Origin of the sequence: Gardnerella bivia (assembly GCF_049262715.1) — a bacterium.
Classification (GTDB): Bacteria; Actinomycetota; Actinomycetes; order Actinomycetales; family Bifidobacteriaceae; genus Bifidobacterium; species Bifidobacterium vaginale_A.
Genome location: NZ_CP058399.1, coordinates 1,523,423 through 1,549,128 on the forward strand (window position 1 = coordinate 1,523,423; position 25,706 = coordinate 1,549,128).

Consider the following 25,706-nt stretch of genomic DNA (forward strand, 5'->3'; position numbering starts at 1 on the left):
AACAATAAAAAAAAAACAATAAAAACAGTTAAACATTAAAACAATTAAAATTAAATATAGTAAAAACACGTAAAGAAACTATTTATTATGAAATTTGAGTATCCACCTGAACTACCTATTTGTGCAGCGCACGACGAAATAATAGAAGCAATTAAGTCTTCTCAAGTTGTGATTATTTCTGGTCAAACAGGCTCTGGTAAGACTACTCAAATCCCAAAAATGGCGCTAGAACTCGGAAGAGGCGGCAGAGGCAAGCAAATCGTACACACTCAACCTCGCAGATTAGCTGCTCGCACAGTAGCAGAACGAATTGCTAACGAAATGGGAGTAAAACTAGGAGAAGAAATCGGATATCAAGTACGATTTACGGATGAAAGCTCCACAAAAACAAAACTTAGAATAGTTACAGATGGTATTTTACTTGCACAAATCCAACGCGATCCACTTTTAAATCGTTACGATACGATTATTATTGACGAAGCACACGAGAGAAGTCTTAACATCGACTTTTTGCTCGGATACTTAACAACTTTATTGCCAAAACGCAAAGATTTGAAGCTTATTATTACATCTGCAACTATTGATTCAAAAAAATTCTGTGATCATTTCGAACAAGCTTTACACATTAAAGTGCCTATTATTGAAGTTTCAGGACGGACGTATCCCGTAAGATTACTATACGAACCGCTTGGTTCCGCTCCTTCACTTATGCAACATGTTCCAGGATTTGCAGATATTTCAATGAGCGAAGAAACTATTGAAGAAAGCAAGTCTAACGAAAAAAATAGCGAAGAATCTTCCGATGAATATTCTTCCGATGAAGATATTGCTTCTGCTGTAACTAGAGCATGTGCACAGCTTGTTATTCATTCTAGTCATGATTTTGGTGCACGCGACATTATGGTATTCGCTTCAGGAGAGCGAGATATTCGCGAATTTGAATCAAGTTTACGCTCATATTTTGGCGAGCGCGCAAATGACATGCATCGCACAGATGCGATTGAAATAGTCCCACTTTTCGCACGTCTTTCTTCAAAAGATCAGCATAGAGTTTTTGAATCACACACGCATCAGCGCATTATAATAGCAACAAACGTTGCAGAAACTTCTCTTACTGTTCCAGGAATTAGATATGTTGTAGACACAGGTTTAGCTAGGATTTCTAGATATTCTAAATCTGCAAAAGTGCAAAGACTTCCTATAGAACCTATTTCTCAAGCGAGCGCAGATCAGCGTTCTGGACGCTGCGGTCGTATTGCAGATGGTATTGCGATTCGATTATACTCGCGCGAAGATTATGAATCGCGCCCACGTTTTACAGATCCTGAAATTTTGCGCACTTCTCTTGGAGCTGTAGTTTTGCACATGCTTTCTGTAGGAGTTGCTAAAACTGGAGAAGATATTACTAATTTTGGATTTATTGATCCTCCAGATATAAAAGCTGTAAGCGATGGACTTAATGAGCTTAGCGAACTTGGAGCTATTAGCAGAAAATCAGGGTTAATTACACTTACTCATACCGGACGGGAGCTTTCAAAACTTCCTATTGATATTCGTCTTGGACGAATGATTATTGAAGCTGCGCGAATGAATACTCCAAATACTCTTGCAGCAATTCTTGTAATAGTAGCATTCTTAAGCTTGCAAGATCCTAGAGAAAGACCTGTTGAGCAACATGAAGAAGCAGATAGGATTCATAATCGTTATGCTGATGAAAGCAGCGACTTTTTAACTGCTCTAAATATTTGGGATCATATTTTCCAAGCAGACGGGAATATGAGCAACAACGCTCTTCGTAAACTATGCAAATCGGAATTTTTCCACTTTTTACGCCTAAAACAGTGGAAAGATTTAGTTAATCAATTGCAAGACTTATGTAAAGAATTGAATTATAAAGTTGGAGAAGCGCTGCCATTAAAAAGGCCATCACTTGAGATCAGACAACTTCCTAACAATCAACAATCTGCTCATAGTTTGTGCTGTTCATGGGATTATCAGGGAATACACACTTCAATGCTTTCAGGCTTGCTTTCAATGATAGGAATGCAAGTTATTCGAGAACCTAAAGCTTCCGACTTTGCTAATTTACATGGAGCTGCAAAAATTCGCGCTATTAAACGTGCACAAAAAATGGCTAAGAACGACTATCAAGGAGCTAGAGGTACACGATTTGCAATCTTCCCATCTTCTTGTGTTTGTAAGCTTTCACCTTCGTGGATTATTTGCACAGAACTTGTAGAAACGTCAAGACTTTGGGCTAGATATTGTGCGCAAATTGATCCTGCATGGGCTGAATCTCTTGCAAAAAATCTTACTCGAGTCACGTATTCAGATGCTCACTGGAGCGCGTCTAAAGGTGCTGCAATAGCAAAATCAAAAGTGCTTTTATACGGATTACCTATTGTACAAAATCGCACTGTTCAATGGTCTAAAATCAACCCTTATGAATCTAGGATGCTTTTAATTCGTTGCGCTCTAGTTGAAGGCGATGTGCAACAGCGTTTCCAATACGATACTTTTATTTCTGCAAATCGCTCTATGCTTGAAGACGCAGAAAATCAATCTAATCGCACTAGGCAAATAAGCGAAACAGTAAATGATGAGGATTTATTTGCTTTTTATGACAATAACTTGCCTCAAGATGTAACTAATATTGCAGATTTAGCAAAATGGTGGAAAAATGCTCATGCAAAAAATCCGCATAAGCTAGATTTTAATCCTGAAGAAGTTGAGAGGTTACAAAGCGCGCAAAGCACTGATTTAGCAGATTATCCAGACCATTGGAATACTATTTGCACAGACGGGAAACCTATACGATTACGTTTAAGTTATATTTACGATCCGAATAGTCCTTTTGATGGAGTTACTATTCATATTCCTGTTCACGTGTTAAGTAGACTAACACCTGAAGAATTTACATGGAACGTTCCAGGACTATTAGATGACTTAATTCTTGGAATGATTAAATCTTTACCTAAAAGTTTACGCGTTCAATTCGTGCCTGCTCCAGATAGTGCTAAGAAGATTCGCGAGTGGATTGACGATCATTACGATACTCTCCCCGGTATTTCTGAAGATTGTAAAGATTCCTTTGAATGGCAAGATTTTCGCGAAATATTTACTAAAGCTGCTATACAAGTAATCGGAGCGCAAATTCATCCTGAAGTTTTTGACGATGAACAAATGAATCGCCTTACTCCTTATGTTCGAATGACTTTTAGCGTAGAGAAAACAAATATAAAAACACACTCTCAAGGATTCATTAGAAAACAGAAGAACAGCGCAAACAGTAACACAAATAGCGTATATAAGAACACCGAAAACAGTAATGCAAACAATAACACAAACAATAGAACAACAATCACTGTACTAGGAAACGATAAATCTCTTGTTGCTTTACAAAAGCGATTCTCAAAACTCGCACAAGAATCTGCTTTAGAAGCAATAAATCGTAAAGCTACTAAAGCTAAAAAAGCTGGGAAAATAATAGAACAAGCTGATTTATTACATAAAGCAGGAGCTACAAATATTTCTAGATCTCAAATGGTATGGCAAGGCGCTCTTAACATGCTACATTTAGATTGCAATCGCATTACATCCAGATGGCTAGGCACAGAGGCTTTAGTGCTCGCTGCAGCACCCTATAAAACATCAAAATCTTTAGCTGAAGATTTACAAATGGCAGCAGTTAAACGCTTAATAAAGCATCCTGAGCAAATTTTAGATGACGATTCATTAAAAGAATCTGTAGCTAACGTATCTCAAATTTATGAAGATACTGTATACGCAATAGCTCATGATGTGATTAAAATACTAAAACGCCAAGCGCAATTAAGCAAAGTAGTTTCAGGTAAAGCAGATTTGCCTATGCTATCTGTATTACAATCAATTCGAGAGCACACTTCAAAACTTATTTACGAAGGATTTATTTCAAACACTCCAGCAGAATATCTTCCTAGAATCGAACGATATTTGCATGCAGATGAGATTCGACTATCTAAAGCTAAAATAGATAAAAATCGCGATGTTCGATGGGCATGGGAAGCTGAAGAAGCTAATAAAATAGTTCAGAAAGCTCAAGAAAAAGCTAAATCTACGCCTTTGGGACCAACGCATGAAGAAGAACAAGAAAAAGCTGAGAAATTAAAGTGGATGCGTGAAGAATTCTACGTTTCACTATGGGCTCAAGAACTAACAACAGCATATCCTATAAGTATTCAACGTATGCGAAAAATATGATATTTCGTAAAAATCCTATAGATTTATTTACAGAATTTTCCTATTTGTTGTGGCTGAGCTCTCGGAGTTTCTCTCATCGCAAGATTTTTACATTGCTCTAAGAGAAACTCCGATAGCTCTTTGCATGTTTAGTCTTTTAATCTTCGGTTAATCACCGAGATTTTTCAATTTTTCTTCTTCATTCGATGAATCACCACTTCGTGCTGAGGTTCATCTCATTCAGGGCGAAAAATCTTAAATCTCTGCCTAACTAATAGCAAAGCATACTTTGTAAAATCCTATAAATTACGCTTTAGCACTATCCGAACTTCTTTTAGTTTTTCGCGAATACACGTAATTTCTAATAACAAACACAAATAATCCTAGTAAAGAAACAACAGAGCCAATAAGTAAAACATTTGAGAACCCTGCAGCTGAACCTTTTAATCCGATTAACGAGAACCCTTCTAAAGATCGATTGTTAATCAAACCGTAGAAAATTACTATTCCAATAGATGTAGTGACGCTCATAGCAAGATCGTTCATACCACAACCACGTCCAGTTTCTTCAACAGGCAAAGAATCCAATATTATTGACACAAGCGGAGAATACATAAGACCACAACCTGCATAATATACACATGCGCCAAAAGTCAACGCAAAAAATCCGCTCATAACGAAGAATCCAGATATTGCCCACCCAATAGCCATCAATACAGATGCGAGAATAACAGCATTTTTACGCCCTACTTTCGCAATAATCTTTCCGGAACTTGTTCCAGCAATAGCAGCAACAACAAAAGCACAAACCACATAATGAGCAACATCAAATGTAGTGAGTTTATATAATTCTCCGCCTAGACGATTGAAAATTGGAGTAAAACAATAATTTGTGAAATAAAGGAACATAAGAACAAGCATTGCAGAAAGCCAACGCTTATTTTTGAAGAATGAAGGAGTTACAAAAGGATTTTTAGCTTTATTGATATAAATACCGAAAATTATAAACAATACAATTGAAATAACAAGCATCCACCATACGTGGTATGAGAAGAAAACAGTAAGAATAGCAACAGCAGCACCGAAAATCACGAAACCTATTCGATCTATTTTTCTGCCATTACCGTTATTTTGCGGCAAATATCTTCTTAGCGCAGGAAGGAAGAATATAGTTATTGCTGGAATAAGGAAGAAATATCGCCAAGATATTGAACTCAATAATCCAGCTGTAAAAATACCGATTGCCGCTGAAATTTGATATCCTGCTGTAAATAATCCAAAGAAAATAACTTTAAGATCTTTACGTAAATATTTCGACACAATTACTAGATACGCAGAACCAGCTACTTGTTCCCCAGCAGATTGAATCATACGCGCTAAAATAACGCTCCACAAATGAGGAGTAAAGAAGAAATTCGCTAAGAAACCGAATATTGAGCCAATAAATAAAGTAGACAGTCCAACTGTAACAAGTTTTCTTAAAGATACGAAATCACCTAAAGAGCCGTAAATAAAACAAGCAATACCTAGTACTATTCCAGGTAAACCTGTGATCAAAGACGCTTGCTCCGGACTTGAAACATCAGTACCAACTTGCTTAAACAACAAATTAAAACCTTGTAAGCACAGCGTCCCAAAAACATAAGCTATTAAAAGTAAAATAAGAGCACGAATTGCTATTTTATTAACCATTTCAGGATTATCGTAAGCATCTTTAGTAACAGATGCAGATACAGATACATCACAAGCATCACTGACTGGGATATTAGCAGAATCACAAGCATCAACAGCATTACTGGAGTTAGAATTTACTCGCGATTTTGCACTTTCACAGATAAGTTTATCTTTAGACATAACTCTCCCAAAAAACTTTTGCAACTCGTGACTACGCTTTACACTTAAGTGACTTAAATCACTTAAGTCACTTAAGTTTCTTCAAACCTTTAGTAATATCACTTATTAGTTAAGCAGTTACTTAAGATCTTTACGGCGATGGCGAGATATATTCACAGCAAACCCTAATGCAACTAATATTGAAGACAAACTTGCAATATTCAAAACACTATACACGTCACTACCTGTACTCGCTAACTCATCTTTAGACTCTACTTCTTGCTGTTTTTGCTGCTTCTGCTGCTTAACAGAAGTTTCAACTACAGTTGTTTGAGTATTCGTATCAGGTATATACGTTTGTGCACTTGAATTTACTATATCAATATACACAGTAACATTAGCTTTTCGACCGTATTGATCAATAGTAGTAAACGTTACTTCTACTTTCGGCGTTCCATCAACAATCGTAGGAGTGCCGGAAATAGTGCAAGTAGTTCCATTGCATGAAGGAATAAGACCGTTAGAACCGTTTCCATTAGGATTAAGCTTGTTAATAACAAAATCATTGCGATCTACTCTAACAATCGTATTGCCACTCGAATTCTCAGTTAAGTTTGCAAGCGTAAACGTTGCAGGAACGCCTGAAACAGCAGAACTTCTAAACTCAAACATCATAGGCTTCATCTCCTCGAAGTTTGCAGTAATAGTGGTTTCGTACGTTGACTGTGACTCTGGTAGCGAAATCTCTGGATTTACTCCAGCATTACGCAAAAGCTGCTTCAAAGCTTCTAAACTAGACTTCTTGGAGCTGCGAATCTCCATTGCAATTTCTGGCTTATTTGCATCATTTGCAAGTTCAGCAAGCACTTCTCGCTGTTCATCACTGACATCACTCTTATTTGTTTCCTCATAATTAGCAAATGTCAAGTCTATTCCAGCTTCTCGCATCAAGTTCTTTAAAGCTTCGATTGAAGAACGCTTTGAATTGAAAATTTGCTTAGCAAGCCATGGCTTTCCAGCTTCTTGAGCAATTTTTACAAGATTTTGAGCAATTTTTCTAAGATTCTCTTTTTGAGGATTCTTTTCAAGAATGCTATCAACATCAATCTTCGCTTCTCGCATCAAGTTCTTCAAAGCTTCGATTGAAGAATTATGAGAATCACGAATCAATTTAGCTACGTAAGATTTACCATTCATTTCTGCAATCTTAGCTAATTCTTCACGCTTAGCATTGTAGACTTGCTCAGCATGTTGCTTTTGCGCTTCGTTCAGGAGATTTTGCAAAGCAGCAAGCGTAGAGTTACGCGAATCACGAATAATCTTTGCTGCAAATGGAATACCATCCATAATTGCCATTCGAGCCAAAGCTTCGCGTTCTTCTTCTGTAGCCTTGCGTTGATCTGCTGGAACTGCTGGAGTCTCAGTCGTGATAGAAGTCCAATTCTTGAACACATAGCCCTTATCTTCAAGCACATCTGGAATTGGCATTTGGAAACCATTCGCGTTATTTCGCACCCAATATACTGAAACTGGCTTGTTTCCAGCATTGCCAAGAGGTGATTTCTGCAAACTTCCGCCATTACCAGCTACATACGTCACCTTCGTATAGTTCTTTTCTATGAACTTAGCTGCAGCAGTGCCTTCAGCTGGCAAATCGTTATCTGCAATAACTTTTGGCAAAACGTACACGCGCACAGGCAACTTAGTTGTAACAGTTTTTTGCTTTCCTGTAGTCTTATCTTTTTCATCAGTAGGCTTAGTTACATTCACCATAATTGTTGAAATTCCAGGCTTTGAAACATCAACCTTAGCATTCTCATCTACAGATACACTCACTCTAGGGTCAGTGTTATGTACGAGCTTATTAACGTTTGTAATACTCTCACCAACGCCAATAACTGTTTCTGGAATCTTCACATCATCAACGCCATTTTGCTCAGCAACGAAGATGCGCGGCTTACTAATATCCCAATTGTCATGTAAGAGTATGTTCGACTTATCGCCTCTTGCATTATACATTTGCCACTTTGTAAAACCGGAAAGTTTTGCAGCAGTGTCGCTTGCAACCTTTTGAGCAAACTTAATATTATCTTCTTTATCTTTTCCGTGACGAATATACAGCAATTTTGGCTTATACGAACCGTCAGCCCACGTTCTACCAAATCCTGGAAGGAATATAGTTGCAACGTAACCGTCTGGAATCTCTTCTTGTGTAGAAGCGTCAATTACGTTTTTAACAAGCTTATAATGCGGTACAATATTAGTGTTCCTAGCAAACTTCCTACTAGCAATTTCAGCACTAGAATATAGCTTAACTTTCTGTGGATTAGGCACAGTAGTAGTGCTTGGTGTCATAGCAGCAAATAGTGTCATAACAGGAACTGACGTAGCAGTATTTGTTACAAATGTAGTATCTTCCTGAATCTCCCAGCCTTGGAACTCGTAATGGTAGCCTTTTGCATCGTAATCCTTGCCAATAACCTGCGGCGCGCGAACGCCACTAGCAGAATCCTTATACGCGTAGTACAACGTGCGCGAACCTTCAGCAAATTCACCCTTGCCATTTGGTGACTCAGTATCACTCTTAGCGTTTATAAATTTGACTTCAACATACTTAGTTTTATCAAAAACTAGTTTGCGTTCAGCATTAGCACCAGTTTGGTCAGTACCCTGCGTATTCTCCTTCGGCAAGCTGTCTGGATACATCAACTTATAAAGCACCTTTAAGCGTCCTACAAGTTTATAAGTCTTGTAATCTGCTGCATCATTATACTTGATTGTCACTTTCAAAGGAACAGTGTACAAAGCAGGCTTCTTAAGCATTTTCTGCTTGAACTTATTTTTCTCAGCTTCAGTTGGCAAATCGTATTCGACTTTTATGTCTTCTACTCCATCTTTCAAAGCAGCTTCTGCTTTGAGTTCATGCATATTAGTTATAAAATCGGTTAGCTTTGGAAGAGAGTCAGCATCATCTTGCACAGCAACCAAGTAATCAGTCTGCACTGCTGGCTCTGTCCAATCCTTTTGATCTGCCACGAACTCTTGGAATGATTCGTTGACTTTCCAGCCGTCTTTCCACTCACCAGTCACGTCAGCAACATCTTTAACTTCAGCAAGTTTCTTACCGTCATTAAGCATGCTGCTTCGTTTCCAGGTGCCAGTAGCATTGGTTAGGTTTTCTTTAAGTCTCACCAAAGCATTAGTAGAGTCGCTAGAGCTGTAAGGAATGTTCGAAATATCAGTGCCCTTCTTTACGTAGAACACTTTAGGACCGCTTGTGCCGTCCTTCCACAATCGCCCTGGAGCAGGCTTAAAGATTGCAACTACAGCATCCTTAGGAACTTCACCACCGTCAGACGAACTCGAGAAGTAGTCGATTCGCTTGTAAACAGCGGTGTAAGTTTTGCCGGAATTATCGTCAACCTTAACATCTTTATAACGACCTTCAGAATCGATATCGTACTTCTGCTCTGGCTTAGGCTCAGCAGGAGTCGGCTGTACAACCTTAGTTGCCCAACCCTTGAACACATAGTGGTAATTATTTTCACTGTGATCCTTACCGAATGCTTGCGGCACGCGGATTCTAACCTGCTTACCTTTATAAACGTACGCAGTAAGCGTAGTTGTTACGTCAGTAGAAGGAGTAGTGCCAGTCGTATCGTGACCAATAATAGTGCCTTCATCATTCTTGCCGGTAAAGGTAATCGGTGCGTACTCTTGTTCATGCTTACTGCCGTAGTCGCTAGTCTTAAACTTATCCCAATCGCTTTTGTAAACCAAATCTGGCAGCACGCGGTACAGCACTTCAGCGTCAGCAGTGTTGCCCTCAAGCTTCACTTGCACTTTAATCTTGTGCAAGCCTGGAGTGCTGTCGAATGTTGCGCCATCAGCAAAGCTGAACGTAGCACCATTTGGATAATCTTTAGCATTCGTTATAAGCTTCTTAGCATACTCGCCACTTGTAGTACTAATCTGTTCAGTTGGCGTAAGCACTTGCGGAGCTGCGGCAACAGGAGCTTTTAGCTTGAAGTTAGCGGTGTAAATTACTTCAGGGCCGTTCTGCTCTTCGGAGCGAATCGGCAAGCGCTCTAAGCCGGTAGCATACTTAATCTCCGTAGAGCCAGGGGCATACGAACCGATTTGCGAAGTCCATTTTACAAACTCAAATCCAGGCTTCGCTTCTACTGTTGGAAGCGGCATCTGGTAAGCCTTCGTGCCCTTAATTGCATCGTACACAAGAGCAGAGCCGTCAGCTACCTTACTTCCTTGCCAGTCAACAACGCTACCCATAGAGCTTTGGTCTTTGGCCACTTTAAACACGTAGCGCGTGTAGTGATCCGGGCGATACTGAGGATTCTTAGGATCCTGATACTCAGTATCCTTAGTATTCTTAGTAACCTTAGGAGGATAACACTTGCGCTTAAGCACGCGAACGTCGTCATATACAAATTTGAATGTATCTTCGCCAATCTGCTTGCCATCTTTGCCAATTCTATATAAAACTTTCTGCTGCGTAGTTCTAGGCATAAAGCCTTCAATCGGCTTGTAGAATGCTACGTCGTACTTTCGATTTACAGAGCTGACTTCGCTTTCTGGAAGAAGATCCTTTTCTTTTCCGTCCTTACCGATAGTTACATAGCGAACCTTATACTTGCGCGTATTGTAAGTTTGGTACACAAACTCGCCAGTATTATCAGTTTCATCACTCGATGCTTCAAAGCTCGTGAAATGCTTATCCGGGAAGTGCGTTTCATCGCTGTAGACTGCTTCCGCATTGTAGCGCAAATGCTCGCGCAAGCCGGAAACCGTTTGAGTAGAAATGTGGTCTACAAGCGCTGCTTTGGCTTCTTCCGTAGCAGCATTTTTATAGTCATCAAACGTTACGCCTGGCTTTAAGAATACGTGCTTAAAAGTGCCGTTGTAGCGAGTATCCTGAACCCACACTGCTCTAAGCGTTATATCTTCTACTACTTTGTTACCAAAAGCGTAAGGAGTATTAGCTTCTACTACCTCATTGCCCTTTTTAACAAGCTCCCAGCCGTAGAAGTCGAAGCCTTTGCGCACTGGAATTTTAATATCATTTTCGTGAATAGGATCGTTGTGGTTACACATAAACGTTTTAATTACGTTTGGTCCCTCTTTTCCGTCTTCGCCAATCTCATGCATCTGGTAGTCAAGAGTTACAGTGTGCTGAATATTTGTTGGAAGACCCCACGCAGCGTAAAGCTTAATGCCGTTGACTGGCACTGTAATATCTTTGTTTTCGCCATTTATAAACCGAGTGCCAGCCTGATCAAGAGCCCAGCCTTTAAACACGTAGTCTTTTGGCAAGTAATCAGGGCGAATGATTGAATACTTAATGCCGTTAAGCGTGAAAGTGTACTTGCCATCTAACTTCTTAGACGTATCGTTATCGTTAGCATCGTCTTTAGTTACAGAAGCATCGTAAGACGTATCTTTTCCGTATAGCTCTTTGTCTTCGCCCGTCAAATCTTTTTTGCCGCGCTTAGACAAGCTATACTCAAACGGCAGGTTATCTGTAGCAGCGCCATTGTCGTCCTTTATAGCATTGCCGTCCGCATTATAAAACTGCACATCGTACGACTGGCGGTTGTACCTAAACTCAAGTGGTTTGTTATCATTAAATTCTTGTTCATCACCGTGATAATTTTCTTGTTCATCTACTGGAACGCCCCTATACTTTCGAAATTCTAAATGATACTTTTTAGCAAAAGCTTTCTGCTCATCCTCACTTAAATCATCCCAATCCCCATGAGCATGAGATTCGTTATACCACTCTTCCAGATTCTCTTCAAAGTCTCCTTCATCAAGGGCATCACCAACTTTTGTCTTATCATATCCATCAGCAGGATTAAAACCAGCAATAGATGGAGCTGGATAATCATAGCTATCGTTAGGAGTATCATCTTTGCTATAAGAATCGGTAGAAAGCTCATAATCGTCCTCGCTTATGTCACCACCCTTTTTAGCAGAGGCAATACTTTGCTTCCTAATAATCACCTGTATAGGCTGACTTTGATTACTTTTATCAGCAGTAAGCAGACGCTGATTATCTTTTAACTCGTATGTAGTTTGAGGAGTCTTCTCAGGGTCATCGCTAATTCTAGGTGCTACTTTGTCTTTTTGATCTTTTTTAAAAACAGCACGCCAGCTAGGGTCAGCAAATTCTTCTTTAGTAAAACGATATGGTGGAGTGTCACGATACTTTATATCTCCTGCATATCCAATTTGCCATCCAAGAGAGCCTTCTCCATCTTTACTAAAATATAATTCATTTACATCAGGCCAAATATCAGTAAGCTTTTGACCGTAACGAACATTTACGCGGTAGCCTTTATGGTTAATTTTAGCGCCATCATCAGTCTCATCTTTACCTTCATACTTATCTGAGCAACCGCCACCGCCAGCATAGCAATAAATAGTTGTTTTGCCGTTTTCGTCAAGTCTTTTTATAGCAACATTGTCACCCCTATCTACGCCAGCAGGCTTAGCAAAAATAAGCTCGTAAGTATTGCGGTCGTAAACTAAATCAAAAGTATTATCTAAGTCGTTAGCAGAAAGCTTATTGCTTGTATTATTAGTATCTTTTGTGAATCTTTTAGTAAGCTTCTTATTCACATGGAAGTAGCGCGTGAATAAATCCTTACCCTTGTTTTTAGAATCACCAGGATGCTCAGTATCATACCCATCCAAGTTTGTTACATGCGTATCGTTCATCCAGTTGAACTTTGCAATTAAGCCGTCTTCGTGGTCATTCGCTTCTGTACCCTGCAGCTCTTCTCTAGTTAAACCGAGTTCCGGGTCCTCTACATAATCATCTACGCTTTTGCCATTAAGCTTACTAGTATCCTTAGCAACGCCAGCATCATCCATATTATTAAGCGCAACATCACTATCTGTCTTAATATTCTTGCGCTCAACAAGACCAACAAAGTCGTAATTTGCAAGCGACTCTGGATGCTCTTTATCAACCAAATCTGCCTTTTGCACCCACACATTCACGCGGTAGCTGGTAGTATTGTTCGCTTCCCAATTAGCGCGAAATTGCACATTGTGATCCGGCATCTTGTAGTCATCAAGAGAAACAATAGTATTCTCATCATAAAGCGGATCACTCTTTTTGCTAGGATCGACTACAGACCAACCCTTAAACGTGTATCCGCGCTTAGTTGGATCTTTAACTGGTGGTACAAGTTGCTGGTAATACACTTTTTGAGCAGTAACATCCGTGCCACCATCAGTGTCGTAAGTAACATCGTAAGCCTTACGGTAGTAGCGAAGGTTCAAAATCAGCTTGTCGCTTTCACTATCCGAATCCGAAAGCGGTGAGCTAATAAGATTGTGCTCTGGTTCGTAGCCTGGAATATACAAAGCTATAGCGCTCACATCTGAGCCAACAGTGCCAGTAACTTCAGTGACGTGAATAGGATCCCCGTCCTTATATTCGTACTTTTTTGTTACAGGATCCTTCACTCTGTGCTTTGGTATAATAACCTTACCAATACCAAGATTTGCAGCTTCCTTAAACTCGTTCTTATTGTCAATTTGCTGCAACAAGTGACGCACATAGTACTTAGCTGTTTTAGGAGCGTAGTTGATGTTCAACTCGCCGTAGTACTGAATGCCATCGTCTGAACCCGACTGCGAAGACGATGTATTCTGCGAAGTTTGCGCACTGTTGTTGCTTTCAACAGCCTGCCTTTTCTTTACAGCGTATTCTTTAATAAGATTTTTGTCTATACGCAAGTAGCGAACAGCATCCGCATCCGTGCCATCGTCAATAACGTACTCGCCTTCGCTGTTTATAATGTAGTACTTGTATGTGCCTGAATGATATACGGACGGGCGGTATCCAGCAGACTTTGGAAGCTTAATATAGTCATACTTGCCATTTTTGCCAAGATTATCGAAGTCGTCTTTATCAATCGTAAGCTCATACGGCTGCACAAGCTGCTTATTCGCAGCGCCACCAATAGTGTAGCGAATTTGCAAATTGTACGTGACTTCCGGCTTTTTGTCGGTTTGTACCTGTTCGTTGGCAGTTTGTTGGTCATCAGCCGTTGGATTCTGCTCATTCGGCTTAATTACCTGGCTATTTGGATCAGTTGCTGCGTTTGCTGCGCCAGTGTTTGTTGTGCCAGTGGACGGTGTGCCAGTGGACGGTGTTCCAGCGTTCGATGTAGAAGCAGGTGCAGGAGCTGGAGCAGGAGCTGAAGGCGCAGCGTTTGTATTTTCGCTTGAACTGTTTGTATTTTCGCTTGAGCCGCTTGCATTTGAACCTTGTGTAGTTGGATTTTCTGCACTTTGCCCTTGCGTACCTTGCCCCTGCGTATTGCCATTGCCGTCTGCACTTGGTCTCGCTGTACTTCCAGCATCAGCATTAGATCCTGTACTAGCAGAAATAGGAGCAGATGATGCAGGCGCATTATTTGCAGATGGCTCAGTCGTATTATCTGCAGTGGCATCAGACGTAGATTCAGGCTGCGCGTTTTCACCATTTTCAGGCTTCACACTTGAATTCTGCTCAGTTGTAGGCTGCGCACTTGCTTGCTTATTATCCTCTTTATCCTCTGAATGATTTTCAGACGTATTATTTGCAGCGCGTTGATTCTCAATTGCCCGAGCTTTAAGAGCTTGATTTTCCGCTGAGCGCACAGAGTTCAAAACACGATTATTGTCTAAATCTGTAGAATTATCATCTTGATCAAGATTCTCAACATGCTCATCATTCTTATACAAGTTAGCAAGTTTAGACTGTTTAGCATACTCAAGTTTTTTAGCTTCGATATCTTTGCGAGCAATCTGCACTAATCTCTTAGTTTGTGCGCTCTGATTGCGAACTCCAGCACCCCAGCGAAGCATATTAAGCTCTTTAGATTGAGCGTTATTCTTACCTGCACTGCTAACAATATGAGCCTCGGGAGTTTCATCATGCTTATTAGCTTGTAATGCTGCAGCTGAAACTGTTGGCAGCATCATTGCCAAAGTAGAAGCAACAGCAACGCCTGCAACACCGCGATGTAAAGCACTAGAAGTACTCTCAGACTTAGCTTTTTCAGCCTTGCGGAGTTGCTTTTTGTATGCTTCACTGTGCAAACCTTTACGACCCACCGTTCTTCTCCTTAGAACAACCACTTTTAAAGTAAATAAACACTATACTCTTAAGTTCACTCTATACTTAAGTTCGCTATGCTTAAGTTCGCCATGTTCAAGCCAGTGCGTAACTATAGCCCATACACACTGCACTAGTATACAGTATACATGCAAAAAATAAACATTTGTTTATATTGCACTCACATGTAATAAAATAAATGGTAGCGAATAATTACTAATAACTTAAACATAACATATCGCAAACATGTCCTTGAGTATTATACCCCCCCCCAAGCATATTTTTGTAAATTATATATTTATATTAATTTTTCAGTAGCAACGAATTGCAACTACGCATGAAATAATCAGCCATACGCAAAATATTTAACTACATACAAAATAATCAACTAAGCATGAAATGTTTAACACAACATGAAATAATTAACCACACATTACAACCCACATGACAACCATGCATAAAATGTTGTATTATGAAAAAGTGTGATTTAATGCATAAAAGTTTTGTATTATAACAATGTATAAAATATTTGCATTATAATGACGATTATTTGAAAATTCAAAAGGGGTCGATCGGTTTCGACGGCGATCTGTTCGCCGCGGGGAAGCGTGCCGAGAATGCGAAAGTCCACTCGTAAACGTCCTTTCGCAAAAGAATAAGTGCTAAATCTAATCGCACTGAGTTCGCTCTCGCTGCCTGAGCTTCGCGCCAGGATTAACCAGTGAGCAGCTGCTCCGTTCACCCACTCACGTCTTCGGAGTGGTGCTGAACGTCATTAGAAGACTTGCTTGAATTGCTGAGCTGCAGGGCAATTCAGGGACTTTTACTGTAGATATGCTCGCCATGAATTGTCTGCGATAACATGGGGGCAGAAAAACTGCCGAACGGCAAGCAGACTACGCACGTAGAAGACCGAGGGTACGGTCACCGGACCGGGGTTCAATTCCCCGCGACTCCACAAACGCAAAAACGCCACTGCTCAAACAGTGGCGTTTTTTGTAGCAAAACCCAATGTTACCAACGCCTTAGACTCAAAAGCTTTTAATATTGAATTGTGCAAAATAATACATTTTGATACCATATAATACATTATGAAAGGCGTTGTAGAAGGCGTCAAAAAATCAAGGTACAAAAATTGACGCCTCTCACCGTCCTGACGGCATAAAACGGTTAAATAAGGGGAACGTTAATGGCACGGCGCACATTCGGAAAAATCAGAAAAGTAGCACGATCATACGGGCAAGCACTCGAAGCACGCTATCCAACACCTCCAGCAGCCTTAGCAGAAAACCCGTCACTACCAAAAGAATTTACTCGAACATTGCCAGCAGCCTACCGCGTAGAGCTAGAAGCATGGCTTGCACAAGCAGAAAAAGAAATAGCATTAGGCACATGGACACCACCAGCTAAAATAAACCGTCACGAAATAGACAAAAGCTCAATCACATTCGCACAGCTAGCAGACGACTATATGCAAAATCAGCGCAAACCAGACGGAAGCAGGCTGGAAGAAACAACGCAATCGCACAAAGAAGGACGATTGCGCAACTACCTACTACCAGCATTTGGAGAAAGACGCATCAAAACAATCACAAGCAAAGACATACAAAACTGGTACGACGCATTCGACTGCGACGAGCTTACAGGAAGAAACACAGTAGCACGATCGCACTGCTACACACTACTTAGAAGCATATTCAACTACGCTTGTGCAAAAGAAGTAAACGCTGCTGGAGAAACACTATTACAACGCAACCCTTGCACACTCAAACTCAAAAAACCACGCACAAGACACGAAAGCATTGCCATCAGCATTGCTCAACTCGTTGACATATACAGCATGATGGCACCACATTTGCGCATCGGAGTCATGCTAGCTGGAGCGTGCGGATTGCGCGAAGGCGAATGTTGCGCACTCACCAGAAGCGATGTAGACCTTGACGCAATGACAATCAGCGTCAACAAAAGCCTAAAAAGCATAAACCACTTAGGGCAAAAACGACGCCTTGAAGTAGGCAAGCCAAAAACAGCAAGCAGCATAAGAAAAGTACCAATACCAGAATGGACGCGCGAATACTTTGAAACGCACATGCGGCAACAAATGCCAAGCGGCAAACCAGATGAACTGATTCTACACACTCGCACACCTAGAGCGTTCGTTGCGCCAGCAAGCCTTAGAGAAAGCTTCAACCGCGCAATAGCGCATATGCCGTCGCTCAAGGACATGCACTTCCACGACCTTCGACACACAGCACTCACACACTATGGAGAAGCAGGCGCAAGCCTTGCAGAACTCATGGAAGTCGCAGGGCACAGCGACATTAAAACCGTATCCGTATACCAGCAAATCAGCCAAGCACAACGCAAAAGAACATCAGCCAGACTTAACGAACAAGCAAAAGAAGAACAACTCGGCATAAAACCACAAAACGTAGAAATGCAAAAAACTGTAGAACCTACACAAAGCAATGTAGAACCTACACAAAATCAAGAAAAAGACCCACTCATAGCAGTACTAGCAGCACTCACACTAGATCAGCAAGTAACAACGCTCAAAGCAATAGACAAAACGAGGCAAGCCACAATAATCAGCCAAATGCCACCAGAAAATCAAATTCAGCTACTTTCACGGCTACTTTAGGCTAAAAATACGCAAAAAAGGCGCTGAAAATGCAAAAATCGCAATTTTCAACGCCTTCTCTTTTATATTACAGTCCACCACTTTGTCCCCCCTAAGATATAATATAATATTATCCAAAAACAAGAAAGGAGGTAGGAATGAAATGGACTGACATTGTTCTCGCAATCGCAGCAATAATAAGTGTGATTATTCAAATCATCAAATTATTCTACGATCACAAGAACTAGAAGCAGGATTCTGGATAAACCAACTATCCAGAATCCCCCTTCGGGGTCTATTCTATTCCGTAATAATTATGAAAACAATACTCACCATAATATGCGCAATAGCATGTGGCATAGTATCGCTAACTGCAGGAATTGCAGGACAAAGTATATGGGCTGGAATCTTCGGCATACTAGCGGCAACGTGGAGCATCGTGCTATACACTGAAACACGAAAGAAAAAATAATGCTAGATGATCATAATCAACGCATCCTCGTTTCGCAACTAGACATTGCTAGACTCCTAGGAGTAGGAAAAGATAGCATCGCGCAATACTTAAAACGTGCTCGACGAGTAGCAGCAGGACGCGAAAATGCTACAAATGCTCGAGGACTCATGCCGCTGCCAGAATTCATGGCTGGAGTACGAGTAAAAGCACCAATGTGGGATTATGATGAGATACGCTCATGGGCTTCAACTCGACCATACAAGCCAGTAAACCTACCAAACACATGGGAAGAACTGCAACAAGCTATAAACACGGCAGCAAATAGCGAAACATAAAATACGGGCTAGACGGCGTCACAGCCATCTAGCCCACTTTATTTAACGTTAGAATAATGATGGCTGGCTTGATGTAGTCCTATGTTTTAAAACTTGCTTAATAGAAACATATTGAGTTGTCAACATGCCATTATTGTCAATACTTTTACGAATTAGCATAGCAACTTTATAAATATCGTTTTTTCTAAAAGACTCTTTACCATCATTCAAACGCTTAATAAAATCCCTATCTTCAATCTGAACAAACTGAGTTTTCACACCATCAGTAATACGCCATTTACCACCATCACGGAACGAAATATCTAACGCTTGCACCACCGTTTCAACAATACTCTCCTCAGTTTTGGTACTTACAGAAGAATACTGCGATATTCCATACGCATCTTCAGAATCTAAAGTTTCTGCACAATAATCATCTTTAAATGTTACAGAATCAACACCATCAGACATAGCAGGTTCAACAGTTGCCTTCAATGCCTTCAAAAACTCTTCATTTGTTAAAAGCTCAACAGAAGCCTTGTAAGAAGTCAATTTAGAACCATCTGGAAATTCTAATTTTACGCACTCCAGCCCAGTACGCTCATCCGCTTTATCAGGAGTTTGCTTTACTGGAGTACCCTTATGCAAAAAATGCTTAACAAGCTTAACTGCTCCTAGAAACACACCAACAATAGCAGACGCATTAGCTACAGCATTTACTGGACTGCTAGAAAACAAATCAACAATGTTATTAACAACACTCGCAATAAGGTCAATATTAAAAGAACCCTCACGAGTAGCCTTTGCCTTCAAAGATATAACGCAATTAGGAGCGGTATGAGCTTGAATCTTTTCAAACGCTTGAGATAATGCTAACAGTGCAGGAGCAAGCTGCTTAACATCCATTTCATGAGACTGCAACGCAATACCATCATACTTAACAGTAAAATTCGCGCTATTCTCAGGATTAAGAACTGTTACATCACTATCCATCACTCACTCCTTTCATTAAAAACTTATTTTACTATTAGCAAAGCGAATATTTGCAATTTGGCTTATTAAACGCGCGTCTTATCAATATATATTTCACACAGGAACTGGAGTGGAGAGGAAAGAGCGATAGTCCTGGATAACATCACAAGTAACACCAAGAGCCTCAGAAAGAAGCCAAATATCAGTGCCATACATTGATTCAGCAAGCTTGTAATCAACATCGCTAATAAGCCTAGAAGCCGTTATGCGCCTTGTACGAGTCTCAAAACGCGAATCAAATCCACAAGAAACATCACGATACTCAGCATGAACCAACTCATGGCACAGCGTACACAAACGCTGATGATCAGCCAGTCGCTCATCAAGAAGGATCAGTCTGCAAGCATCGTAGTAATAGCCGCACACACTACCAGAAAGGCGACGTTCTTCCACGCGCACACCAAGACGCGCAGCCTCATCATAAAGCGAATCAAAACGAAGCATAATAGACCAATCTAATACATTTTGACACATGGCGTGTCATTTGAGATAATATAGATAACTCATCTGCCATGTGTAGAAGGAGACTCCTAGAATCGTCGTAAAAACGCGATTCTAGTTTTTTATTTACTGTATAGCTTTGTTGAAGTAATTCACGATTGCACACTCGCGCCTTTCATAAGTTTGTTTTTATGTATCTTAATTACGAGGTTCAGAAGATTTATTCTGCTTAAGTTTTTTTACTTTTTTATAGCAGACTACACTTACCGTGCCCGTAAAAGCAGCACCAATGAGCATTGTAGGGTCTTTCGGAGAATCAACAATAAGTCCTAGTGTAATTAGAGTACACATTATTGTAATCACAGTCCACAATAGTGTAATTAGAGTCCTCACAAAGCTTCTAAAATTATAATTTTTAGATGTTAAAATTTTTTTAGCTTGTTTTTTAGTTTGTTTTTTAGCACGATGTTGCCCTTTGTTTACAAATTGACTCGTGGGAACATGCTCACTTGGCAATTCTTCTTCATGGATATTGATGTTTTGTTCTTCCTCATAAGCATTATTATTTTGTTTCTCATTTACATTATTTTTATTGCCTACATGCAGATATTCATCCACGCGATTTTGAACAACAAGTGTAGCCTTGCAATCAGCTAACGAATCATGAGCATTATAGTAATAATCACATTCAGCTGCCGCTACTGTGAGCTTGATAAATTGCTTATCGTAGAAGATTTTACCGTATTGTCGCATAGTGTCAGTCACTTTGCTTTCATCTAAATAAAACCCCAATTCACCAAGAAAAGCTAAATCATATTCTGCATTAAATGCGCACACCTCTCCAGCAGCATCAAGAATTGCCTGTATTTTGGCAAAGTCTTCAGCAATGTGCTTTTTATTGGCTACATCTTCCGGGCTAATCCCATTGACCCTCTGCGCTTCAGGCCACTCAGTAACCTTTTTTGGCTTGTAATACTCGTTCAATAGAGTATCGCCATTGCCATCAATTATAGAAAGCTGAATAATTTCATCTTTTATAGGATCAAGGCCAGTAGTTTCGGTATCAAGAACAATTCGAGGAATAGTTGTTTTCGCTGAATTATTTTTAGAGTCTACACACAATTTGCAGTCCAAGTACGAATTGCCGTCACCAAATTGCGAATATTTTTCGCACCAAGAAAGCGAAACATTAGCACATCCGACTAAATGCTCAAGCATTGCATATTTCCCGTAATTTCTAGGGCCAACCTCTAGCAGTTTCATACCTTTCTGACTCATTATTGCCAATTTAGGCTTACGATTATTGGGCTGAGGTATAGAAATAACAGAGCACTTAGTGTACCTACGAGTGCCAGACAGAGGGGCATCACTTACAGCTTTATCTGGCTCAATAGTAAAAGTATGTACTCCAAAGAGTTTGCTGGCAGATTTCTTGTAACTTACCATTACTACTCTCCTATTTTCTCTTAGTCACGAGGGGTGGAGGATTCGAGGAATTTGTTAGGGTCGGTATGAGCCATAAGAGCAAAACGAGAAGGATCAGCGGCAATCAAGTCAGCAATGTGGCTTATGTAATCATCGTCCGCAGCACTTGGAGGCACAGTTGACACATCAGAGCTAGAAGACGCACTCGACGCGGACTGTGCAGAACCAGAGTCGGCACTTGTAGGCGCAGAAGACGCATTCGATGCGGAAGAATCCGAAACAGAAGAATCTACAGTTGCAGACGGTTCTGGCTCTGATTGTACAACTAATCGTTTTGCTATTTCTTGATGTATAGAGGTTTCAAGTATCTCGTTTATCTTTTTTGATGGATCTACTTTGCAAGCTTTACAAATCGAGATAAATTCACTTAATCGCGCTGGCGCTTTTAATCCAAGGCGCAAATCTCTAACACGGTTATAGCTAATATCGATATCCAAATCTTCAGCGAGACCTCTATCGGTCTTACCTGTACGACTCATTAGGTCTGATATGACTACCGCGGTTGCATTATCGACCGTCGTCCATTGGTATTTTTTGGTAGGCATAGCTAAATAATACACGCGACACGCTAGCACTTGCAACTAAGAGTTAGCAAGTGCTATCATCAAACACATGATAACAAGTGATAGCAAAAAACAGGCAGCATTTGCGACCAATGCATTGCTTTGCGCTGCAGTATTAGCAAAGAAAACTAAAGTGCAGTTGGCTGACGCATTAGGGATAAATCGCAATACACTTGCAAAAAACTTTGACACAGGAGATATGAAGCTAACTGAATTTTTACAGCTTTCATCGTTACTTGGTCAAAATCCGTCAAAGATTCTTGAGCAAGCAGAAAAGCAAGCTGCACTTGCAGGCAAAGAAAAGAGTCAACCATGCTTACCAGGCTAAAAAACGCGCTCAACACAAACTGCGATGAGAACACAACCAAAGTCTTGGAACTCATAGCCGAATATCGCAATGCACTCAATCAAGAAGAAAACGCGCTCAACAAAGTCAAAGAAGCGCGAGACAAGTGCCAAGCAATAAAGAAAGCCGAGCAAGCAGTCAGAGACGCGCAACAAAAATATCACGACGCGCTACAAGAACTTAACAAGCAGCAAGACAAATTCAACGAAGACAATGCAGAACTACTCTGCAAAGTCAACGAAACGCATCACGCCAGTAAAGACGCAGAAACGCGACTACTCAACGAAATAGGGAGGTGAGGTGGATGAGCGGCAAATTAGCAATACAGCTTGTAGTCCTAGCTATTCAAGTCATATGCCTAATAATTCAATGGGCAGTGATTTGGGCAACAGAGCCAAAGCATGAAGCTAATAGAGAAAGCAACAGACCAAAAGCAGTTATATCAAAACCTATATGGCATCCCGGTGTAACAGTTTATAAAACCAAACAAACGGGCGATATGAACGCTTCTCAGGTATTGGATTATATGGCTGCAAAGCAAACTTGCCTTCAAGCTCAATCAGCTGCGAAACATATTTATGGCAACGCACCGGTCGCGCCATCCACCGAACGCGGAATCCGCTACGTTGGGCGTTCTTATGCCTATAAGCAACGACCAATACCGATTCACCACACGAAATACTCGGTAAAGCGGGAGGAAAAAGGATTTTACGAGATTCACGGCGGTTATGGCTCCCCTCGATAGGTTCAACAATAAAAACATCGCAGTCGATAGCTGAAAGAGATACGTCAAATGCAACACAATCCCCAGCATTCGTCAGCTTTACAGCATAATCAGGCTCACCTCTCGTATACAACATATCCAATCCACAGAATTCAGGGAGTACAGCTGCGAACGCATCAAAAGAATCGAAAAGTATAGAAACCCAGCACGCTTGAGGGCGGTTATGCCATGGCCACCAAACTGTGAAAATAGCGGAAACAACCGCGACGCCAGCAGAAAACCATGTTGCAGCATCGCCTAAATTATCAAAACTCATACACAAAAGTGTAAAGGAAGAAAGGAACAGAAATGGAAGAGCAAAAAGGCAAAGAACGCAAAGGCAATAAAGAGTACAAGAAGCTCAAGAAGATGTTTAAGAAAGCATACAAGGCGACTGTTAAGGAAAACCAGCTAGATGCATTCATAGAAAATGCAAAGAAAAATTTCCCTGGCTACACAGCTGCAAACAAAGCATATCGAGAAGCTCCTAACGTCGCAGACGCTATTCAATATGCAGCACTCAACCGCGTGGAAGCAGATTTTACTGAAGCATACGCAGAGCAGATAAATGAACATCACAAGTTAAGTCGTAAAGCCAGCGTTCTGCGAATAAGTTTTGAAAATAGGCTTTTCAAAGCTGGTGAAGAGAAAAGTGAGGAAGAGTGATGCAAAAGAAGCTAGACAACAAGAAAGAAGAGACGAAAAACGTAGCCATTGAGTGCGGTCGCAGATTTTACATTCTAGCGCTTCAACGCGTTTTACAAGCTCCAGAAGAGCTTCGTTCTACGCTTCAAGATTTAAACATGAATCTTCAACAGTACATGAACCAACATTGCACGCATGGAGATCAGGTGCAGGCAACATGGCTTTCGTTGCTATCTTTCTTGGATATGATTACAGCGATTTCACTTGTTGAAGCGCCAAATGATACGAATATTGACGATGAAATTAACCAAATTCAGACCTCAGGTTTTTCTTTGGATGATTTACAAACCTTAGAAGACCTTATACTCGCAACAACCCCCGATTTTGAACTGGAGCAGGCGGTTAGACGTTTAGATAACAAAAAAAGAGAGTTCCTAAATGCGAAACGAGAATACAAGTATCAGGCATTTGTGATCAACGAGATACTCAAAGACTACATCGCAAAACATAAAGAGAACGCAGAGGAAGAACGATGAGCTTCGTACAAAAATATCCGTACACAATAACGCTTATTAGCTTCATCTGCTTCGTAATCAGCTTTTGGTATGCAATCCATAACGCGTTTTACTGCTTCAACGGAGCAAACATGCTCGGCATTGTAGGAACAGCAATCTCGCTTGCTGTAATACTACATGCAAAAGCAATCATTCAAGAAAGAGCAGAACAATGAAAAAATACGTTGCAATAGCTATTGGCGTGCTTATAGCACTAGGAGGCGTAGCACTCGTATTTAGTGCCTTCTGCAACTTAAGTCTTTACTTATGCTTGCCACTCGGATTATTCCTCATACTTATGGGAATTATAGGAGTAATGGCAGCAACTGAAATTACAGGGAACAAAAACATAGAAAAGGGAAAACAATGAGAACATCAGCACTTACACCAAGAATCCCATACAAAAGACTATGGAGCCTTAAAGAAGTATGCGATCAGCTCAGTATGGACAAACGTGCCGTAATGAAGCTCGTAGATGCAGGAATTTTACACATGCCTCACGGACGCTTACCAGGGAGCAAAGTTTACATTACAAACACAAGCATTGAGAAGTATGTAGGTGAATGAAATGGTTACCCTACTAACGCCACAAGACGTAAGAAACATGCGATTTACAGAATGCCCTGGCTTTTTTGGAATGCCAAACGGGTACGACGAATACGAAGTAGATCAAGCATTAGAAAAAGTCCAAGAAACCATTGAAATACTCGGCAACGAATGGATAAAAGCACAAAAAACAGCATCAGAATACCGTGCGCAACTTGAAACAGCCGGGCTACTAGCTGAATAAGGGAAAACCATGAGCGATAACACATACTACATTGCAGGAAATCTTACAAAAGACCCAGTAGTAAGCACTACTCCTAACGGCACTATTGTAGTAAATTTCACAATTGCTACAACCACTCGTGTGCTTAATCCACAAACCTCGCAATACAAGGATACTGGCACCGTCTTCATGCGCTGCACAGCATGGAGAGCGTTAGGAGAACACGTTGCTAAAAGCCTTACAAAAGGCATGAGAGTTATCGCGTATGGAAAGTTAGAACAAAGTACATACGAAGCCGAAGACGGCTCGCATCACACTTCAATCAAACTAAGTGTAGAGGATATTGGAGCGTCAATGCGATTTGCAACAGCGCAAATTACGCAAATAAAGCAGCAAGGTGCGCAGCAAATGATTTCGCAGCCACAGCAGCCTATGGAATCTACTCAAGATCCATGGGTACCAAAAAACAATATAGATCGCTACTACAGCAAAGAACCAGAGTTTTAATAACCAATAAATATTTTAGAAAACCGTAC

General features: G+C 40.6%; 17 protein-coding genes and 1 other RNA gene. 11 read left to right on the top strand and 7 right to left on the bottom strand.

The window, feature by feature from the left end:
* Positions 1-87 precede the first annotated feature (87 nt).
* Positions 88-4,239: an ATP-dependent RNA helicase HrpA gene (hrpA, locus tag HXT27_RS05975; RefSeq protein WP_103043148.1), complete on the top strand. Its 4,152-nt coding sequence runs from the start codon at positions 88-90 to the stop codon at positions 4,237-4,239.
* A gap of 285 nt (positions 4,240-4,524) precedes the next feature.
* Here hrpA and HXT27_RS05980 read toward each other — a convergent pair whose 3' ends face one another.
* Both HXT27_RS05980 and HXT27_RS05985 read right to left on the bottom strand, forming a co-directional pair.
* Positions 4,525-5,910 (bottom strand): MFS transporter, encoded by a 1,386-nt coding sequence (locus HXT27_RS05980; protein WP_233186127.1) that lies wholly within the window; start codon positions 5,908-5,910, stop codon positions 4,525-4,527.
* Positions 5,911-6,189: 279 nt separating this feature from the next.
* Positions 6,190-15,183, bottom strand: a complete 8,994-nt coding sequence (locus HXT27_RS05985) for an InlB B-repeat-containing protein (RefSeq protein WP_233186099.1) — start codon at positions 15,181-15,183, stop codon at positions 6,190-6,192.
* Positions 15,184-15,748: 565 nt separating this feature from the next.
* Between HXT27_RS05985 and ssrA the strand changes: the two genes are divergently transcribed.
* From ssrA to HXT27_RS06000, 3 genes are all read left to right on the top strand, one after another.
* Positions 15,749-16,145, top strand: a transfer-messenger RNA (tmRNA) gene (gene ssrA / locus HXT27_RS05990).
* A gap of 228 nt (positions 16,146-16,373) precedes the next feature.
* Positions 16,374-17,825 (top strand): tyrosine-type recombinase/integrase, encoded by a 1,452-nt coding sequence (locus HXT27_RS05995; RefSeq protein WP_422113105.1) that lies wholly within the window; start codon positions 16,374-16,376, stop codon positions 17,823-17,825.
* A 450-nt stretch (positions 17,826-18,275) separates the two neighbouring features.
* Entirely contained in the window at positions 18,276-18,593 is a 318-nt protein-coding gene (locus tag HXT27_RS06000) for a hypothetical protein (protein ID WP_422113106.1), read from the top strand.
* Between the two features lie 48 nt (positions 18,594-18,641).
* Here HXT27_RS06000 and HXT27_RS06005 read toward each other — a convergent pair whose 3' ends face one another.
* The 4 genes from HXT27_RS06005 to HXT27_RS06020 all read right to left on the bottom strand — a co-directional run bounded on the left by HXT27_RS06005 (position 18,642) and on the right by HXT27_RS06020 (position 22,075).
* Positions 18,642-19,565 (bottom strand): hypothetical protein, encoded by a 924-nt coding sequence (locus HXT27_RS06005; RefSeq protein ID WP_422113107.1) that lies wholly within the window; start codon positions 19,563-19,565, stop codon positions 18,642-18,644.
* A gap of 93 nt (positions 19,566-19,658) precedes the next feature.
* Positions 19,659-20,078, bottom strand: a complete 420-nt coding sequence (locus HXT27_RS06010) for an ImmA/IrrE family metallo-endopeptidase (protein WP_422113108.1) — start codon at positions 20,076-20,078, stop codon at positions 19,659-19,661.
* Positions 20,079-20,243: 165 nt separating this feature from the next.
* Positions 20,244-21,491 carry a 3'-5' exonuclease gene (locus tag HXT27_RS06015; protein ID WP_422113109.1) on the bottom strand — a complete coding sequence of 416 codons (1,248 nt, stop codon included), beginning with the start codon at positions 21,489-21,491 and terminating at the stop codon, positions 20,244-20,246.
* Positions 21,492-21,511: 20 nt separating this feature from the next.
* The gene (locus tag HXT27_RS06020; protein WP_422113110.1) at positions 21,512-22,075 is read right to left on the bottom strand and encodes a hypothetical protein; all 564 of its coding nucleotides are present in this window, start codon (positions 22,073-22,075) and stop codon (positions 21,512-21,514) included.
* Positions 22,076-22,142: 67 nt separating this feature from the next.
* On the opposite strand from HXT27_RS06020, the gene HXT27_RS06025 reads away from it, so the two are divergent.
* Both HXT27_RS06025 and HXT27_RS06030 read left to right on the top strand, forming a co-directional pair.
* Entirely contained in the window at positions 22,143-22,421 is a 279-nt protein-coding gene (locus tag HXT27_RS06025; protein WP_422113111.1) for a hypothetical protein, read from the top strand.
* Positions 22,406-22,738 (top strand): hypothetical protein, encoded by a 333-nt coding sequence (locus HXT27_RS06030; RefSeq protein ID WP_422113112.1) that lies wholly within the window; start codon positions 22,406-22,408, stop codon positions 22,736-22,738. Before HXT27_RS06025 ends, HXT27_RS06030 begins: the two co-directional genes overlap by 16 nt.
* A gap of 150 nt (positions 22,739-22,888) precedes the next feature.
* Here HXT27_RS06030 and HXT27_RS06035 read toward each other — a convergent pair whose 3' ends face one another.
* Positions 22,889-23,479 (bottom strand): hypothetical protein, encoded by a 591-nt coding sequence (locus tag HXT27_RS06035; RefSeq protein ID WP_422113113.1) that lies wholly within the window; start codon positions 23,477-23,479, stop codon positions 22,889-22,891.
* 32 nt (positions 23,480-23,511) lie between these two features.
* Between HXT27_RS06035 and HXT27_RS06040 the strand changes: the two genes are divergently transcribed.
* The 5 genes from HXT27_RS06040 (at position 23,512) to ssb (ending at position 25,677) form a co-directional block, all read left to right on the top strand.
* On the top strand, positions 23,512-23,868 hold the full coding sequence (locus HXT27_RS06040) for a hypothetical protein (RefSeq protein WP_422113114.1): 357 nt from the start codon (positions 23,512-23,514) through the stop codon (positions 23,866-23,868).
* On the top strand, positions 23,868-24,383 hold the full coding sequence (locus tag HXT27_RS06045; RefSeq protein WP_422113115.1) for a hypothetical protein: 516 nt from the start codon (positions 23,868-23,870) through the stop codon (positions 24,381-24,383). The genes HXT27_RS06040 and HXT27_RS06045 overlap by 1 nt, the downstream gene beginning before the upstream one ends.
* Before the next feature lie 190 nt (positions 24,384-24,573).
* Positions 24,574-24,771, top strand: a complete 198-nt coding sequence (locus HXT27_RS06050; RefSeq protein ID WP_422113116.1) for a hypothetical protein — start codon at positions 24,574-24,576, stop codon at positions 24,769-24,771.
* A gap of 198 nt (positions 24,772-24,969) precedes the next feature.
* Positions 24,970-25,191 (top strand): DivIVA domain-containing protein, encoded by a 222-nt coding sequence (locus HXT27_RS06055; protein WP_422113213.1) that lies wholly within the window; start codon positions 24,970-24,972, stop codon positions 25,189-25,191.
* 9 nt (positions 25,192-25,200) lie between these two features.
* Positions 25,201-25,677, top strand: a complete 477-nt coding sequence (ssb, locus tag HXT27_RS06060; RefSeq protein ID WP_422113117.1) for a single-stranded DNA-binding protein — start codon at positions 25,201-25,203, stop codon at positions 25,675-25,677.
* Positions 25,678-25,706 lie beyond the last annotated feature (29 nt).